The 13957-nt window shown below is 68.4% G+C and carries 9 protein-coding genes and 1 pseudogene; 5 read left to right on the top strand and 5 right to left on the bottom strand.

The genetic code is table 11. The annotated features are described in order from the left end of the window. Window positions 1–35 precede the first annotated feature (35 nt). The 5 genes and pseudogenes from NFH66_RS03170 to NFH66_RS03190 all read right to left on the bottom strand — a co-directional run bounded on the left by NFH66_RS03170 (window position 36) and on the right by NFH66_RS03190 (window position 7753). Window positions 36–1187: pseudogene (locus NFH66_RS03170) on the bottom strand (PQQ-dependent sugar dehydrogenase). A gap of 106 nt (window positions 1188–1293) precedes the next feature. Continuing rightward, window positions 1294–2169: an AEC family transporter gene (locus NFH66_RS03175; RefSeq protein WP_349608313.1), complete on the bottom strand. Its 876-nt coding sequence runs from the start codon at window positions 2167–2169 to the stop codon at window positions 1294–1296. Between the two features lie 70 nt (window positions 2170–2239). Beyond that, window positions 2240–3148, bottom strand: coding sequence for a LysR family transcriptional regulator (locus tag NFH66_RS03180; RefSeq protein WP_349608315.1), 909 nt, complete (start codon window positions 3146–3148; stop codon window positions 2240–2242). 169 nt (window positions 3149–3317) lie between these two features. After that, window positions 3318–5447 (bottom strand): TonB-dependent receptor domain-containing protein, encoded by a 2130-nt coding sequence (locus NFH66_RS03185; protein ID WP_349608317.1) that lies wholly within the window; start codon window positions 5445–5447, stop codon window positions 3318–3320. 233 nt (window positions 5448–5680) lie between these two features. After that, the gene (locus tag NFH66_RS03190) at window positions 5681–7753 is read right to left on the bottom strand and encodes a TonB-dependent receptor domain-containing protein (protein WP_349608319.1); all 2073 of its coding nucleotides are present in this window, start codon (window positions 7751–7753) and stop codon (window positions 5681–5683) included. 273 nt (window positions 7754–8026) lie between these two features. Between NFH66_RS03190 and NFH66_RS03195 the strand changes: the two genes are divergently transcribed. The 5 genes from NFH66_RS03195 to NFH66_RS03215 all read left to right on the top strand — a co-directional run bounded on the left by NFH66_RS03195 (window position 8027) and on the right by NFH66_RS03215 (window position 13820). Beyond that, entirely contained in the window at window positions 8027–8965 is a 939-nt protein-coding gene (locus tag NFH66_RS03195) for an ABC transporter substrate-binding protein (RefSeq protein ID WP_349608321.1), read from the top strand. Between the two features lie 56 nt (window positions 8966–9021). Beyond that, window positions 9022–9990, top strand: a complete 969-nt coding sequence (locus NFH66_RS03200) for a FecCD family ABC transporter permease (protein WP_349608323.1) — start codon at window positions 9022–9024, stop codon at window positions 9988–9990. Window positions 9991–10078: 88 nt separating this feature from the next. Further along, entirely contained in the window at window positions 10079–11146 is a 1068-nt protein-coding gene (locus NFH66_RS03205; protein WP_349608325.1) for a FecCD family ABC transporter permease, read from the top strand. After that, complete coding sequence (locus NFH66_RS03210; protein WP_349608327.1) at window positions 11143–11946, top strand: ABC transporter ATP-binding protein; 804 nt, start codon at window positions 11143–11145, stop codon at window positions 11944–11946. Before NFH66_RS03205 ends, NFH66_RS03210 begins: the two co-directional genes overlap by 4 nt. Window positions 11947–12017: 71 nt before the next feature. After that, a complete protein-coding gene (locus NFH66_RS03215; protein ID WP_349608329.1) occupies window positions 12018–13820 on the top strand; it encodes an ABC transporter ATP-binding protein in 1803 nt (600 codons plus the stop codon). Window positions 13821–13957 lie beyond the last annotated feature (137 nt).

The raw sequence follows: 13957 nt of genomic DNA on the forward strand, positions 1-13957 counted from the left end.
CGTCAGGGCCGCGTCCGGTGCGGCCCGTGGCATGGCTAGTCGGCGGGCATCAGGCGGTAGAGCCCGCCGTCGACGTGGTCGCTGAGCAGGTAGAGGGCGCCGTCCGGGCCCTGGCGTATGTCGCGGATGCGGCCGATCTCGCCCTCGAGGATCACTTCGTGTTCGACCACGCTGTCGCCATCCGGGACCAGGCGTACCAGCGACTCGCTGGCCAGGCCGCCGGCCAGCAGGTGACCCTACCAGGCGGGGAAGGTCTCGCCGGTGACCTCGGCTAGCCCCGAGGGGGCGAAGCGCCCCGCGAAGACATGCACCGGGTCGCGCATGCCCGGGGCGCTGTCGCGGCCGATGGGCAGGTTGGTGGCGTAGTCGTTACCGCGGCTGACTACCGGCCAGCCGTAGTTCTCGCCGGGCACCAGCCGGTTGAGCTCGTCGCCGGTGCGCGGGCCATGCTCCGTGGACCAGGCGGAGCCATTCGCCGCCACGGCCAGCCCCTGGGGGTTGCGATTGCCCAGGGTGTAGAGTTCGTCGAGCACCGCGCCGTCGGCGACGAAGGGGTTGTCCTGGGGCACGCCACCGCTCTCAGTTAGGCGCAGCACGCTGCCGGCGTGGTCGCCGCCATCCTGGGCCCGAGGCGGTTCGCGGCCGCGGTCGCCGATGCTCATCAGCAGGCTGCCGTCGGGTAGCCAGGCGAGCCGCGAGCCGTAGTGGCGGCCGGGGTCGGAGAAGCGGTCCTGGGCGAACAGCGTCTCGATGTCGGTCAGGGTGTCCTCGGCCAGGCGGGCGCGGGAGAGGGTGGTGGCGCTGCCGCCGCTCCCGGGCTGGCTCCAGGTGAAGTAGAGCCAGTTGTCCTCGCCCTCACCGCTGCCGAAGTCGGGATGCAGGGCCAGGTCGAGCAGCCCGCCCTGGCCGCGGGTGCTGACCTCGGGCACGCCGTCGAGGCGGGTGATCTCCCCCGCCTGGTCGATGCGAGCCAGGCGTCCGGGGCGCTCGCTGACCAGCAGGTCACCATCCGGAAGGAAGGCCAGTGACCAGGGGTGTTCGAGGCCCGTGGTGATCCGCTCCAGGCGCAGTTCGTGGTGGTCGCTCTCGAGTCGTTCGACCAGCGTCTCGGCGGCCGTGGCCTGGCCGCCGAGGGCGAGTCCGCCCGCAAGCAGCGCCGCGGACAGACGGTGCAGAGTGGCAGGCATGGCGTGTCCCCCTCGTCAGGTGGTGCTCTCGCTTGTGTGAGCTTGCCTCAACAGGGTAGGGACTGCGCCATGGAATCGATGTTCCCTGTCGCCATGCCGCGACGAGCTACATCAGCCAGGCCAGCAGCAGCGGCAGGTAGAGCAGCGAGAGCAGGGTCGAGCAGAACACCAGGCTCGCCACGTACTCTGGTTCACGCCGCGCCTGCTGGGCGAACAGGTAGTTGAATACCGCCACCGGCATGCTCATCTGCAGCACCAGGATGCCCTGGGCCATGGCCGGTAGCCCGAGCAAGGCGCCGATGCCCCAGGCCAGCGCCGCTGCCACCGGAATACGCAGTAGGCTGAAGCCGACCCCGGACTTGAGGCTGCGGACCTGGATGCTGGCCAGCGAGACCCCCAGAGTGATCAGCATCAGCGGCACGGTGAAGCCCGAGATCAGGTCGACGCTGTTGGCCAGCCAGCGCGGCAGGGCGGTATCGGTGAGCAGCAGCGCCAGCGAGATGACAATGGCGTAGACCGTGGGGGTTCGCGCCAGGGTGCGCAGCGGGTTGTCCCGGCTGGCCATCACCGAGCCCAGGGTGAACTGGAACAGCGACACCGTGACCATCACCGTGATGCCGTAGGCGAAACCGGCACTGCCGAAGGCGTAGAGCACCACCGGCAGGCCCATGTTGCCGGTATTGGGGTACATCATGGGGGCGAGCACGACCCGCCACTCCTTGCCCAGCAGGCGCGCCATCAGCGGAGTGGCCGCCGCCATGGCGGTGATCACCAGGGCGACGGCCAGCATGGTGCGGCCGACGTTGCCGGCATCGATCTCGGCATTGGCCAGCGAGGCGATGATCAGCGCCGGGGTGCCGATATTGAAGACCAGGCGGGTGACGAACTCTACCGGGTAGGGCTGACCCCGGCGGATCCAGATATAGCCCAGGCCGGCACCGGTGAGCACCGGGGCCATCACGGCGAAGAGTTCGGCAAGCATGCGGTCGTCCCTGAGGCGAGGAGTGGGAGACTATTGTCGGAAGCGGCAGCCGGCCTGGCAAGGCGAGTGCTCACTGGTGGGTCTGCCAGGCATCGGGCACGGCCCGGCGCAGGCAGTCGAGCAGGGCGTTGACCCGGCGCGGGCGCTGGCCGTAGGGGTAGAGCAGGGTCACCGCCAGCGGCGTCGGTCGCCACGCGGGCAGGCAGGCCACCAGTTCGCCGGGATGGTGGGCCTCGCGGGCGGCCACGATCCACTCCGGCAGCACCCCGATGCCCTGGCCGCGAGCGATGGCATCCACATGCAGCACCGGCAGGTCGACCCGCAGCCGTGAGCGTGGCGGACGGAAACAGAAGGCGCCCTGCTCAGGATGATGCAGCGTCAGCCCCGCGTGCGTCGCGCCCAGCAGGTCGATCCAGGGGTGATGCGGGAGGGTCTCGGGATGTGCCGGCGCCCCGTGGCGTGCCAGGTAGTCCGGGCTGGCATAGAGATGACGCGAGAGTCGCCCCAGCGGCTCTGCCCTGAGGCCGGCCTCGGTGGGCACCGCGCCCAGCCACACCTGCACACACTGGCTCTCCGGCGAGCACTCCGGTTGCTCACGCGTCTGCAGGGTCAGCTCTACCTCCGGATGGCGTGCCAGGAAGCTCTCCACTACCCCCGCCGCCCAGCTGCGCGCCAATCCGCAGTGCACCCCGAGGGTGAGGCGCCCGCGGACCGCCTCGGAGAGGTCGGCCAGCGCCTCGCGGCTGCGGCTGGCCAGGCGCAGCATCTCGCGGCAGTAGTCGTGGAACAGCAGCCCCGCCTCGGTGGGAATCAGGCGGTTGGCCTGGCGGCGCAGCAGGGGCTGGCCGAGCCGGCTCTCCAGCTGGCTGATACGCCGACTCAGGGTCGACTTGGCCAGGCCCAGCTCCCGCGCGCTGCGGGTCAGGCTGCCCGAGGCCATCACTGCATCGAAGGCGGCCAGCTCGTCGAAGTCATGCATGGCGGTAAAGGCTCGCGATGGCGATGGCGGCAGTATGGCATGCAAGCAAAATAATACAAATCATTGCCATTTGGCTTTGGGATGCATTCGTCTGTCATCAAAAAGCCCCGGCGTGGCCAGGGCGAAGGGACGGATCGATCGAAACAGCGAGACAGTGTCTCGGTCGTGCTCAGAACTCGTAGCGGGCGGAGAGCCAGAGGCGGCGACCTTCCTCGCTGTTGGCGTAGACGTTGCCGTAGCTGGCGCCGCCATCGTAGGCACGGTAGTCGACGAAGTCCTTGTCGAACAGATTCTGGACCGTGGCGCTGACGGTAAAGGCATCGGAGACCTGATAGCTGCCGCCCAGGTGGAACAGGGCATAGGACTCGAAGTCGCCCAGGTCATCGAAGGAGGGTGCGCCGCGTACCCGCTCACGGTTGCGGTAGCGTTCGCTGCGGTACTCGCCGGAGAGCCAGGTGCTGAGCCGTTCGGTAGTCTGCCAGCGCAGGGTGCCATTGACCGCATGCTCCGGGGTATCGGTCAGCGGCTCGCCCTTCTGTGCACCGCTCTTCTGCTCGCTGTCGGTATAGGTGTAGTTGGCGCTCAGGTTGACGCTCTCCGAGAGCTGGATGCGCGTGGAGAGCTCGATGCCCTGGGTCTCGGCCTCGTCGATATTGATATCCTGAGAGTAGGTGCCATCGGGGATCATCGGGTCACCGCTGACCACGATATCCGGGCCGGAGGCGATCTTGTCGTCGAAGCGGTTATGGAACAGCGTGGCGCTGGCCATGAAACCCTCGCCGTTATCGTACTGGGCGGCGAGTTCGCTGCTGGTGCTCGTCTCCGGCTGCAGGTCCGGGTTGCCGATGGTCAGGATGGTGCCCTGGCCGGTGACGCCGTTGACCCCATTGTGCAAGTCGTTGAGTGAGGGTGTCTTGTAGCCGCGGCTGATGCCGCCCTTGAGCGTCCAGTCGTCGGTAGCGCTCCATACCAGGTAGCCGCGCGGGCTGAACTGGCTGCCGAAGGCGTCGTGGTGGTCGTAACGGCCACCCAGGGTCAGGGCCCAGTCCTCGGCCAGCCACCACTCGTCCTCGGCGAACAACGCCCAGGTGGTCTGGGAGAACTCCTCGGTGGCTAGCCCATCGGTCAGCTCGGAATCCATCCACTGGCCGCCGAGCGTAGTCATATGGTCGCCCAGCGGCATCACGAACTTGCTGTCGAGCACGGTATTGGTGGTCTCAAGCTCGCGGGCCCCGCCACCGATGATGCTCGGGAAGCCGGCATAGGGTTGCCCAATGGTGCCGGGGATGGTGCGCCCGGTGGTCTCGGTGGTGTTGTGCATCAGGCTCGATTCCAGGGTGCCGGAGGCGAAGCGCCCGGTATGCCCGATGGCGAGCTGGTGGCGCTCGAAGCGCAGCTCATCGCTGTAGCCGTTGGCCTTGCCCGGGGCGGGTTCGCAGCTGCGGGTGCGCCCGTCCAGGGTGCCCAGCTGGCAGTCATCGTTGTTGAAGCGCTGGCGACTGGTCTCGCCATCGAGCCACAGCTCGTGATCCTGGTGGGGGGTCAGGGTCAGCTTGGCCCCCAGGCTATAGATGTCGCCCTCCACGGGGCTTGGACCGCGCTGACTGACCGGCACCTCGGTACCGTCCGCCTCGGTATAGGTGAGGCTCGAGGCATCACGCTCATAGAAGCGGCCGCGGACCTGTAGCCCCAGGGTCTCCTCGACCAGTGGGCCGCTGGCATAGACGCTAGTCTCGCGGCTGTCGCCGAACTCGTCGTGCTCGTTGAGGGTGGTTTCGGCCTGTACCGAGCCGCTCCATTCATCGCCCACCTTGCGGGTGATGATATTGATCACCCCGCCCATGGCATCGGAGCCGTAGAGGGTCGACATCGGGCCGCGGATCACCTCTATGCGCTCGATCGCCGAGACCGGCGGGAAGAAGCTGGTGGAGGTCTCGCCGAAGCCGTTGGGCGTCACGCTGCCGGCGGTGTTCTGACGGCGACCGTCGATCAGGATCAGGGTGTAGTCGCTGGGCATGCCGCGGATGCTGATGTTGCGACCGCCGGTCTTGCCCACCTGGCCGCCCACGTCGACGCCCTCCACGTCGCGCAGGGCATCGGCGATGCTGGTGACCCGCTTCTCCTCCAGCTCCTGGCGGCTGATCACCGAGATGCTGGCCGGTGCCTCGGCCATGGCCTGCTCGAAGCCGGCGGCGGTGACCACGATGTTATCCAGTTGCTGGCTCTCCTGGGCCAGGGCGGTGGAAGCGGTGGCCAGGGCCACGGCGCTGACCAGGGCATGAGGGGTGAAGCGGTTCATGGCATTCCTTGAATGATAGTGATTATCAGAAGTGTTGAGAGTCTATAAGAGAAAGCTCCCTAATTGATAGCCTTTCTCATGAAACGCCGTGTTGCAGGGAGTGGAACGTCTGGCGTAGGGGCGATACGAGCCACGACAACGCCCCGGCGTGGCCGGGGCGCAGCATCGGGGGGAGGTTGGGAGGATAGGAGGCCTGGCGGTGAGGCGGCGGGGACCGCGGCAGGGCGCGAGGCCTAGAAGTCCACGGTGAGTCCCAGGTTGAGCTGGCGACCATCGAGCACGACCTCGTAGTCGTCGTTGGTGACCTCCTTGTCGCCGATGTTGTAGAGGCCGGCCTTGACGCGGGCCTTGTCATTCAGGGCGTAGACCAGGCCGGCATCGACGAAGCCGTAGCCGGGGGTGCCGTCGCTCATGCTGCTGCGGCCCAGGTAATCGCTGGTCTCGCCGCGAATATTGTTCTGCACCCAGAGGTTGAGGTCGCGGGTGGCCTGCCAGTCGAGCAGCACGTTGAACATGTGCTCGGGGATCTTGTTGAGCGGCTCACCGGCGAACTCCCCGGTCTTCTGCTCGGAGTCGGTGTAGGTGTAGCTGGAGGTGAGGCTCAGCCGGGGCGTGATGTCATAGCCCAGCGCCAGCTCCACCCCCTGCATCTCCGCCTCGTCGATGTTCTTGCGGGTGCTCAGGAAGACGAATTCGTTGCCGGCGTAGGAGCAGGTCCAGGTGGCGGGGTCGTTGCGGTCGGCATCGGGGGTCTCGCAGAGGCGATCCTCGGCGATCTTGTCATCGAAGCGGGTGTGAAACAGCGTCGCGCTGGCGTTCAGGCGCCCTGCGGCATCGTTGTAGGCGACACCGAGCTCGTAGTTGGTGCTGGTCTCCGGGTCGAGGTCCGTGTTGCCGATGATCAGGGCGCGCGGATGCGGGGCGGGGGAGCCGCCGCCGCCGGTGCCGCGTCCGAAGCCTTCGGTGGCATCCGATAGGCTTGGCTGCTTGTAGCCGGTGGAGACGCCGCCCTTGAGGGTCCACTCCGGGGTCAGGTGATAGTTGGCGTAGACGCGGGGCGAGAGGTGGCCGCCGAACAGTTCGTCGTCGTCGTAGCGCACCCCGGTGGTCAGGTTGAGGTCGTCGGTGAGGCTCCACTCCATCTCCATGAACAGCGAGGCGAGCCAGCGATCCACGCGATTGACGGCGCCGGGCACGTTGGAAGAGAGCAGGCCATTGGTGTCGTCGGTCAGGTCCTCGTACTTGTACTGGCCGCCGAAGGTCAGCATGTGATCGCCCCAGAAGTAGGTCGACTGGGTGTTGAAGGTGGTCATTTCATTGGTCTTCTCCTCACCGGCCTCGCTGAGGTGGCGGTCGGAGATATCGTGCTGCAGGTAGGTATCGGTCAGGAAGCCGCCGTAGTTGCCTTTGTGCGACAGGGTGTAGACGTCCTTGTCGTAGCGGGTGGTGTTGGTTTCCGCCGGGTTGCCGCGGCTATCCACCAAGTCAATGCTACGCCCGGGCGTATGGGTGTACTCCTTGGTGGAGGAGGTATAGCCCAGGGAGAACTCGTTGCGCTCGTCGGGTGTCAGGATCAGCTCGATGCCGCCCTGGCGGGTATCGCTCTCGGGGGTGCTCTCGGCGTTGTCGCCGCCACCTATATGGTCGCTCTCCTCATGGCCGACCCAGCTGCCGTGGAAGCGGGCGCCGAGCAGCCCTTCGATCAGCGGGCCGCCGGTGAAGAAGTTGACCTGCTGGCCATTGTTGTTGATGTCGTTGAGCGAGTGGGTGTACTCGGTGGTGACCGAGCCCATCCACTCGTCGCTGACCTTCCTGGTGATGATATTGACGACGCCGCCCATGGCCTGGGAGCCATAGAGCGACGACATCGGCCCGCGAATGATTTCCACCCGCTCGATCATCGAGATCGGTGGCAGGCCGATCTGCTTGCCGCTGTCGGTGCCGTTGGTGTTGACCGTGCGGCCGTCGTTGATCGGGCGGCCATCGATCAGATACAGCGTATAGCTGTCATCCATGCCGCGGATGCTGATGTCCTGCGACAGTCCCCCACCGGTGACATAGACACCGGGAATGTTGTCCATGGCATCCACGATGCTCGAGTAGGACTGCTTGTTGAGCTCCTCGCCACTGATCACCGAGATGCTGGCCGGGGCATCGGAGATCGCCTGCTCGAAGCCCGAGGCGGTGACCACCACGGGCTCCAGCTCGGCGCCCTCCTGCGCCAGGGAGGCGCCACTGGCGCAGGCGGCGGAGATCGCCAGGGCCAGGCTGGAGCGTCGAAAGAGAAGGGGGGGTGAGGCTGACATTTGCGGGTTCCTTGCTCGTGGAGATTGTGTTGGTCGGTGACCTTATTCTCAAAAAACGATAAAGATTCGCATTTGTTTTTGAAAGTCTGTTTCATCGAAGGCCCTGTTCCGAGTGTTGCAACGCGTTAACGGGTATGCTTTCTCCAGTTGTTGCGACAAATTCCCATTAAGAGGTGGTCGTTGCACGATGCTGAACGACGTGTTGCCAATTCGGCTACATGCAAGAGATTCTGATAGTCATTATCATATCGGCCAGCCAAGGAGCCCCCATCGATGCACAAGTTACCCCCCATTGCCGCCGCGATCGCCGGCTTGACCACCCTGTTGACCCTGGCGACGGCCCAGGCCGCCAGCGTCACCACCGCCCACGGCGAGGTCGAGGTCCCCGAGGCCCCCGAGGCCCCCGAGCGGGTGGTGACCCTCTATGAGGGTGCCCTGGATGCAGCCCTGGCGGTGGACGTGACGCCGGTGGGTGCCGTTACCACCCGCGGCGGCGATGGCGTGGCGCGCTATATCGAGGCCCACCTCGAGAATGAGGCCCGCCCGGCCATCGTCGGAGTGGTGCGCGAGATCAACCTGGAGGCGGTGCTGGCCGAGCGGCCGGACCTGATCCTGGCGGCGCCGCAGCTCTCCGCCGAGCAGTACGCGCTGCTGTCGCGGATCGCCCCCACCGTGGTGCCCCAGGCCCGTGAGCTGGCCGCCGACAACTGGAAACATGAGGCACGCCTGTTCGGCGAGGCCCTGGGGCGTGGCGAGGCGCTGGAGAAGGCCATTACCGAGGTGGAGGAGCGCGCCGCCGCCCTCGCCGTGGACCTCGCCGAGGCGGGGGTGGACGGCAGCGCCAACCTGGTGCGCTGGATGCCCCAGGGGCCGCTGGTGATGTCCGAGGCGCTGTTCGCCAGTGGCGTGCTGGCGGCCGCCGGCCTGCCGGTCGACGCCGCCGGCCTGGTCAATCAGCGCGGGGTGCACAGCGATCCGCTGAGCCTCGAGAACCTCTCGCGGCTGGAGGGCGACTGGCTGTTCCTGGCTACGCTGAACGAGGAGGGCGACGAGGCCCTGGAAGCGGCCAAGCAGTCAGCCGCCTTCGCCCGCCTGCCGGTCGTGGAGAGCGATCGAGTGGTTCCGGTGGATGGTCAGCTGTGGACCAGCGCCAGTGGCCCGCTGGCCGCCCAGGCGATCCTCGACGATATCGAAGCCGCGCTGCTGCCCTGATGGCGGCGAGCGGCTTGTGTCTTCACCCCCGCCGCCCGGCGGGGCTTTGGCGTGTCATGATGTTTCTGCTGGTGCTGCTGGCAGCGGTTGCCATCGTCAGCCTGTTGCTGGGCGCCGGCGAGGTAACCCCGGGTCGCGCCTTGGCCGTGCTGACAGGGCACGGTGATGACGAGGCGACCTTCGTGGTGGGCGCGCTGCGTGCACCGCGCACCCTGATCGGCATCGTCATCGGTATCTCACTGGGGTTGGCCGGGGCGCTGCTGCAGGCCGTCTCGCGCAACCCGCTGGCCGAACCCGGCCTGCTCGGGGTCAGTGCCGGCGCCGCCTTCGCCGTGGGGGTGTCGCTATGGCTGGGAGCCAGCGCCGCCACCCTGCGTATCGCGGTGGGGCAGCTGGGGGCGCTGCTGGGCTGTCTGGCCGTGCTCGGCGTGGTGCGCCTGCGCGGCATGGGCGGCGACCCGGTGCGCCTGGTGCTGGCCGGTGCCGCCTTCTCGTCGCTGCTCGCCTCGCTCACCTCGCTGCTGTTGCTGTTCGATCAGCGTACCGCCGACGAGATCCGCTTCTGGGTGGTGGGCAGCCTGGCCGGGCGTCGTCTCGAGGAGCTGATCGCGGTGCTGCCCAGCCTGGCATTGGCGCTAGGGATCATCGCCGTCATCGCCCGCCCCCTGGCCGCCCTGGCGCTGGGTGAGCGGGTGGCATCGGGCCTGGGGCACCACCCGGGACGCGTGCGCCTGCTGGTGATCCTGGCGGTGGCGCTGCTGGTGGGGGCAGCCACCGCCGTGGCCGGCCCCATTGCCTTCGTCGGCCTGGTGGTGCCCTTCGCCGCCCGGGCCCTGGCCGGCCCCGACATCCGCCGCACCCTGTGGCTCTGTCTGCCGCTGGGGCCACTGATGGTGCTGGTCGCCGATATCGTCTCGCGCCTGGTGGTGGCCCCCTCGGAGCTGCCCATCGGGGTGCTCACCGCACTGCTCGGCGCCCCGGTGCTGGTGGCCGTGGTGCGTGCCCGGCGTTTGCCGACCCTGTGAGGAAGCAAGCATGAACACGGAGCTGAACTCGTGGGGGCAGCCCCCGGCCCAGTCTGCCTGCCTGTCGAGAGGTCCTTGGCGAGGGGGCTTGCCGCTGCCGGGGGCTGATCCCGGCAGCGGCGGGGTCCCTTCCGGCTACTGGCACCTCACCCTTGGGCGCGCCAGCCTGCTGCTCGAGCGCCGAGCCCTGTGGGTTGGCGTGCTGCTGCTGTCGGCCCTGCTGTCGGCGTCGCTGGCCTACCTCGTCCTGGGCACCGAGCGGCTGCCGCTGGCGGCGCTGTGGCCTGCCCTGCAGGGCGGCGGCGACCCCTTCGCCGCCTTCATGGTCCAGGAGCTGCGCCTGCCGCGGCTGGTCGCCGCCTGGCTCAGCGGTGCCGCCTTCGCCCTGGCCGGCTGCCTGATGCAGACCCTGGCCCGCAACCGCCTGGCCACTCCGGGCATCATCGGCATCGATAACGGCGCCACCGCCTTCGCGGTGGCCTCCATCGTGGGGCTTGGCGTCTCCCTGGCGCCGCCTGCCATGGCCCTGGCCGGGGGGGCCACCGCGGCCGCCATCACCTTCGGCCTGGCCAGCGGCGGCGACACCCGCGGCTACCGCTTCATCGTCGCCGGCATCGGTATCGGCGCGGCCTTCGGCGCCGTGACCCAACTGCTGTTGGCCCAGGTGGATATCGACAGCGCCAACGCCGCCTACCCCTGGACGGTGGGTACCCTCAACGCCCGCTCGCCGGGGGCGGTGACGGCGCTGGCCGCGGGGCTGGCGCTGGGACTACCGCTGGCTCTCGCCCTGGGCCGTTCGCTGGCCGGCCTGCGTTTCTCCGATGCCGTGGCCAGCGGCCTGGGCATTCCCCTCAAGCGCCGGCGACTTCAGGTACTGACCCTCGCGGTGCTGCTCACCGCGCTGGCGGTAGCGGTCGCCGGCCCGGTGGGCATGGTGGGGTTGATCGGTCCGGAGATCGCCCGCTCGCTCTCCCCGCCGCGTGGCGTGCCGCTGCTCGCCTCGGCCCTGGCCGGCGCCCTGGTGATGGTGCTGGCCGATCTGGTGGGGCGCCTGCTGCTGGCGCCCATCGAGCTGCCGGTGGGCATCGTCACCGCCATCGTCGGCGGCCCCTGGCTGCTGTGGATCCTGCTGCGCCCCTCGAGGAGCCCCGCATGAACGCTTCTGCCCACCCCCCCAACCTGCTGCAGGCCAGCGAGCTGTGCCTGGCCCATGGCCGTACCACTATCATCGACGACCTGGCCCTGACCCTGCCGCCGGGCCGGGTCACCGCCATCGTCGGTCCCAACGGCTGCGGCAAGTCGACCCTGCTGGCCGGCCTGGCGCGCCTGCACGCCCCCGTCGGTGGGGCGGTGCTGCTCGACGGCGAGGATATCCAGCGCCTGCCGGCGCGGGAGCTGGCGCGGCGCCTGGCGCTGCTACCCCAGGAGGCCAGCGCCCCCGAGGGGCTGAGCGTGGGCGACCTGGTGCGTTTCGGTCGCCAGCCCCACCAGGGCTGGCTGCGGCAGTGGTCGGCAGACGACCGCCATGCGGTGGCCGAGGCGCTGGCCGCAGCGGGCCTCGAGGCGCTGGCCGAGCGCCCCCTGGAGGCGCTCTCCGGCGGCCAGCGCCAGCGCGCCTGGATCGCGATGACCATTGCCCAGCAGACTCCGCTGCTGCTGCTCGACGAGCCCACCTCGGCGCTGGACCTGGGCCACCAGTTGGAGGTGTTCGAGCTGGTGTGCTCGCTGGCCAGCCGCGGGCGTACCATCGCCCTGGTGCTCCACGACCTGGCCAGCGCCTGCCGCTACGCCGACCACCTGGTGGCCATGCGCGATGGATGCATCGTCGCCCAGGGCGCGCCGGAGGAAGTGGTCACCGAGGCGCTGGTGGCGGAGCTCTATGGCGTCGCCTGCACCCTGCTCCACGACCCGGCGACGGGCACCCCCATCCTCACCGACCTGCGTCGGCTCCCCTAATCCCCCGGCGTTCATGTTGGAGGCGCGAGGGCGAATCGCTATCCTGACCGGGCCAACCACAAGGACACGCCATGACCACCGCCACTCCCAGCAGCTTCCAGGCACTCGTACGCCTGCTGCGCTACGCTCGCGGCTACCGCCGGCGCATCATCGCCGCCACCGGCTGCTCGATCATCAACAAGCTCTTCGATATCGCCCCGGAGATCCTGATCGGCGTGGCCATCGACGTGGTGGTCAACCAGGAGGCGAGCTTCGTGGCGCGCCTCGGCTTCACCTCGGCCGAGCAGCAGATCATGATCCTGGCCGTGCTCACCTTCTTTATCTGGGCCGGCGAGTCGATCTTCGAGTACCTCTACAAGATCCTGTGGCGCAACCTCGCCCAGCGGCTCCAGGCGGACATGCGCCTGGATACCTACGAGCATGCCCAGCGCCTGGACATGGCCTACTTCGAGTCGATGAGCTCGGGGCAGTTGGTCGCCACCATGAACGACGACGTCAACCAGCTGGAGCGCTTCCTCGACGGCGGCGCCAACTCGCTCATCCAGGTAGGGGTCACGGTGGTGGCGGTCGGTGCGGTGTTCTTCGTCATCTCGCCGCTGATCGCGCTGCTCGCCTTCACGCCGATTCCGCTGATTATCTGGGGGGCTTTCTTCTTCCAGCGCAAGGCGGGGCCGCTCTACGCCGACGTGCGCGAGAAGGTGGGCGACCTCGCCAGCCGGCTCTCCAATAACCTGGCCGGCATCGCCACCATCAAGAGCTTTACCAGCGAGGCCCGGGAGGCGGCGCGCCTGCGCGAGGTGAGCGAGGCCTACGTGGAGGCCAACCGCCGTGCCATCCGGGTCAGCTCGGCGTTCATTCCGGTGATCCGCATGGCGATCCTGGCCGGCTTCCTGGCCACCTTCACCGTGGGTGGCATGCTGGCGCTCTCGGGCGAGCTCAACGTGGGCGCCTACGGCGTGCTGGTGTTCCTGACCCAGCGCCTGCTCTGGCCGCTGACGGGCCTGGCCGAGGTGATCGACCTCTTCGAGCGCGCCATGGCCAGTACTCGGCGCATCCTCGACCTGCTGGCGGTGCCCATCGCCGTGCGCGACAACGCTACCACGCCGCTGGCCGAGCCGGTGCGTGGCGCGGTGGTCTTCGAGGGGGTGAGCTTTCGCTATGCGGCGAGCGACGTCGGGGTGGAGGACGTCAGCCTCCATGTCCCCGCCGGCAACACCCTGGCCCTGGTGGGCGCCACCGGCTCCGGCAAGTCGACCCTGGTCAAGCTGCTGCTGCGCTTCTACGATCCCGGCGCCGGGCGGGTGCTGATCGACGGTCAGCCCATCGACGCCGTGAGCCTCGCCTCCCTGCGTGGCGCCATCGGCCTGGTCAGCCAGGACGTCTACCTGTTCGAAGGCAGCGTGCGTGACAATATCGCTTACGGCAAGCCGGGTGCTTCGGAGGACGCGATTGTCGAGGCGGCCAGGACCGCCGAGGCGTGGGACTTCATCCAGGCACTGCCCCAGGGGCTCGACACCCTGGTGGGGGAGCGTGGCGTGCGCCTCTCCGGCGGCCAGCGCCAGCGGCTGTCACTGGCCCGGGCGCTGCTCAAGGACCCGCCCATCCTGGTGCTGGACGAGGCCACCAGCGCCGTGGACAACGAGACCGAAGCCGCCATCCAGCGCTCCCTGCGGCGCATCGGCCACGGCCGCACCGTGATCATGATCGCGCACCGCCTCTCTACCATCGTCCACGCCAACGAGGTCGTGGTGATCGAGGGTGGCCGAGTCGCCGAACGCGGCACCCATCGCAGCCTGCTTGCCGCCGACGGCCGCTATGCCGCCCAATGGCGGGTGCAGACCGGTGAGGTTGGGACGTGCGAGGTCGAGCCATAGGCTTTGTCTGAAAAGTCGCCGAGCGCAGCCAGTTTTCGGACATAGCCTAGCGTCTGGGGCGTGCTGGGGTCCCCGTGTCCTCGCGACATTCGCTATCGGCCGGGGACAATGTCCGAGCAGCGTGGCACAGGGAGGCG

Origin of the sequence: Halomonas sp. H10-9-1 (assembly GCF_040147005.1) — a bacterium.
GTDB lineage: Bacteria > Pseudomonadota > Gammaproteobacteria > Pseudomonadales > Halomonadaceae > Halomonas.

Bases quoted from the DNA above. Each gene is read 5' to 3' on its own strand.
- NFH66_RS03210 (WP_349608327.1), top strand. From the start codon at position 11,143: ATGAACGCTTCTGCCCACCCCCCCAACCTGCTGCAGGCCAGCGAGCTG.
- NFH66_RS03190 (WP_349608319.1), bottom strand. From the start codon at position 7,753: ATGTCAGCCTCACCCCCCCTTCTCTTTCGACGCTCCAGCCTGGCCCTG.
- NFH66_RS03175 (WP_349608313.1), bottom strand. From the start codon at position 2,169: ATGCTTGCCGAACTCTTCGCCGTGATGGCCCCGGTGCTCACCGGTGCC.
- NFH66_RS03195 (WP_349608321.1), top strand. From the start codon at position 8,027: ATGCACAAGTTACCCCCCATTGCCGCCGCGATCGCCGGCTTGACCACC.
- NFH66_RS03185 (WP_349608317.1), bottom strand. From the start codon at position 5,447: ATGAACCGCTTCACCCCTCATGCCCTGGTCAGCGCCGTGGCCCTGGCC.
- NFH66_RS03180 (WP_349608315.1), bottom strand. From the start codon at position 3,148: ATGCATGACTTCGACGAGCTGGCCGCCTTCGATGCAGTGATGGCCTCG.
- NFH66_RS03200 (WP_349608323.1), top strand. From the start codon at position 9,022: ATGATGTTTCTGCTGGTGCTGCTGGCAGCGGTTGCCATCGTCAGCCTG.
- NFH66_RS03215 (WP_349608329.1), top strand. From the start codon at position 12,018: ATGACCACCGCCACTCCCAGCAGCTTCCAGGCACTCGTACGCCTGCTG.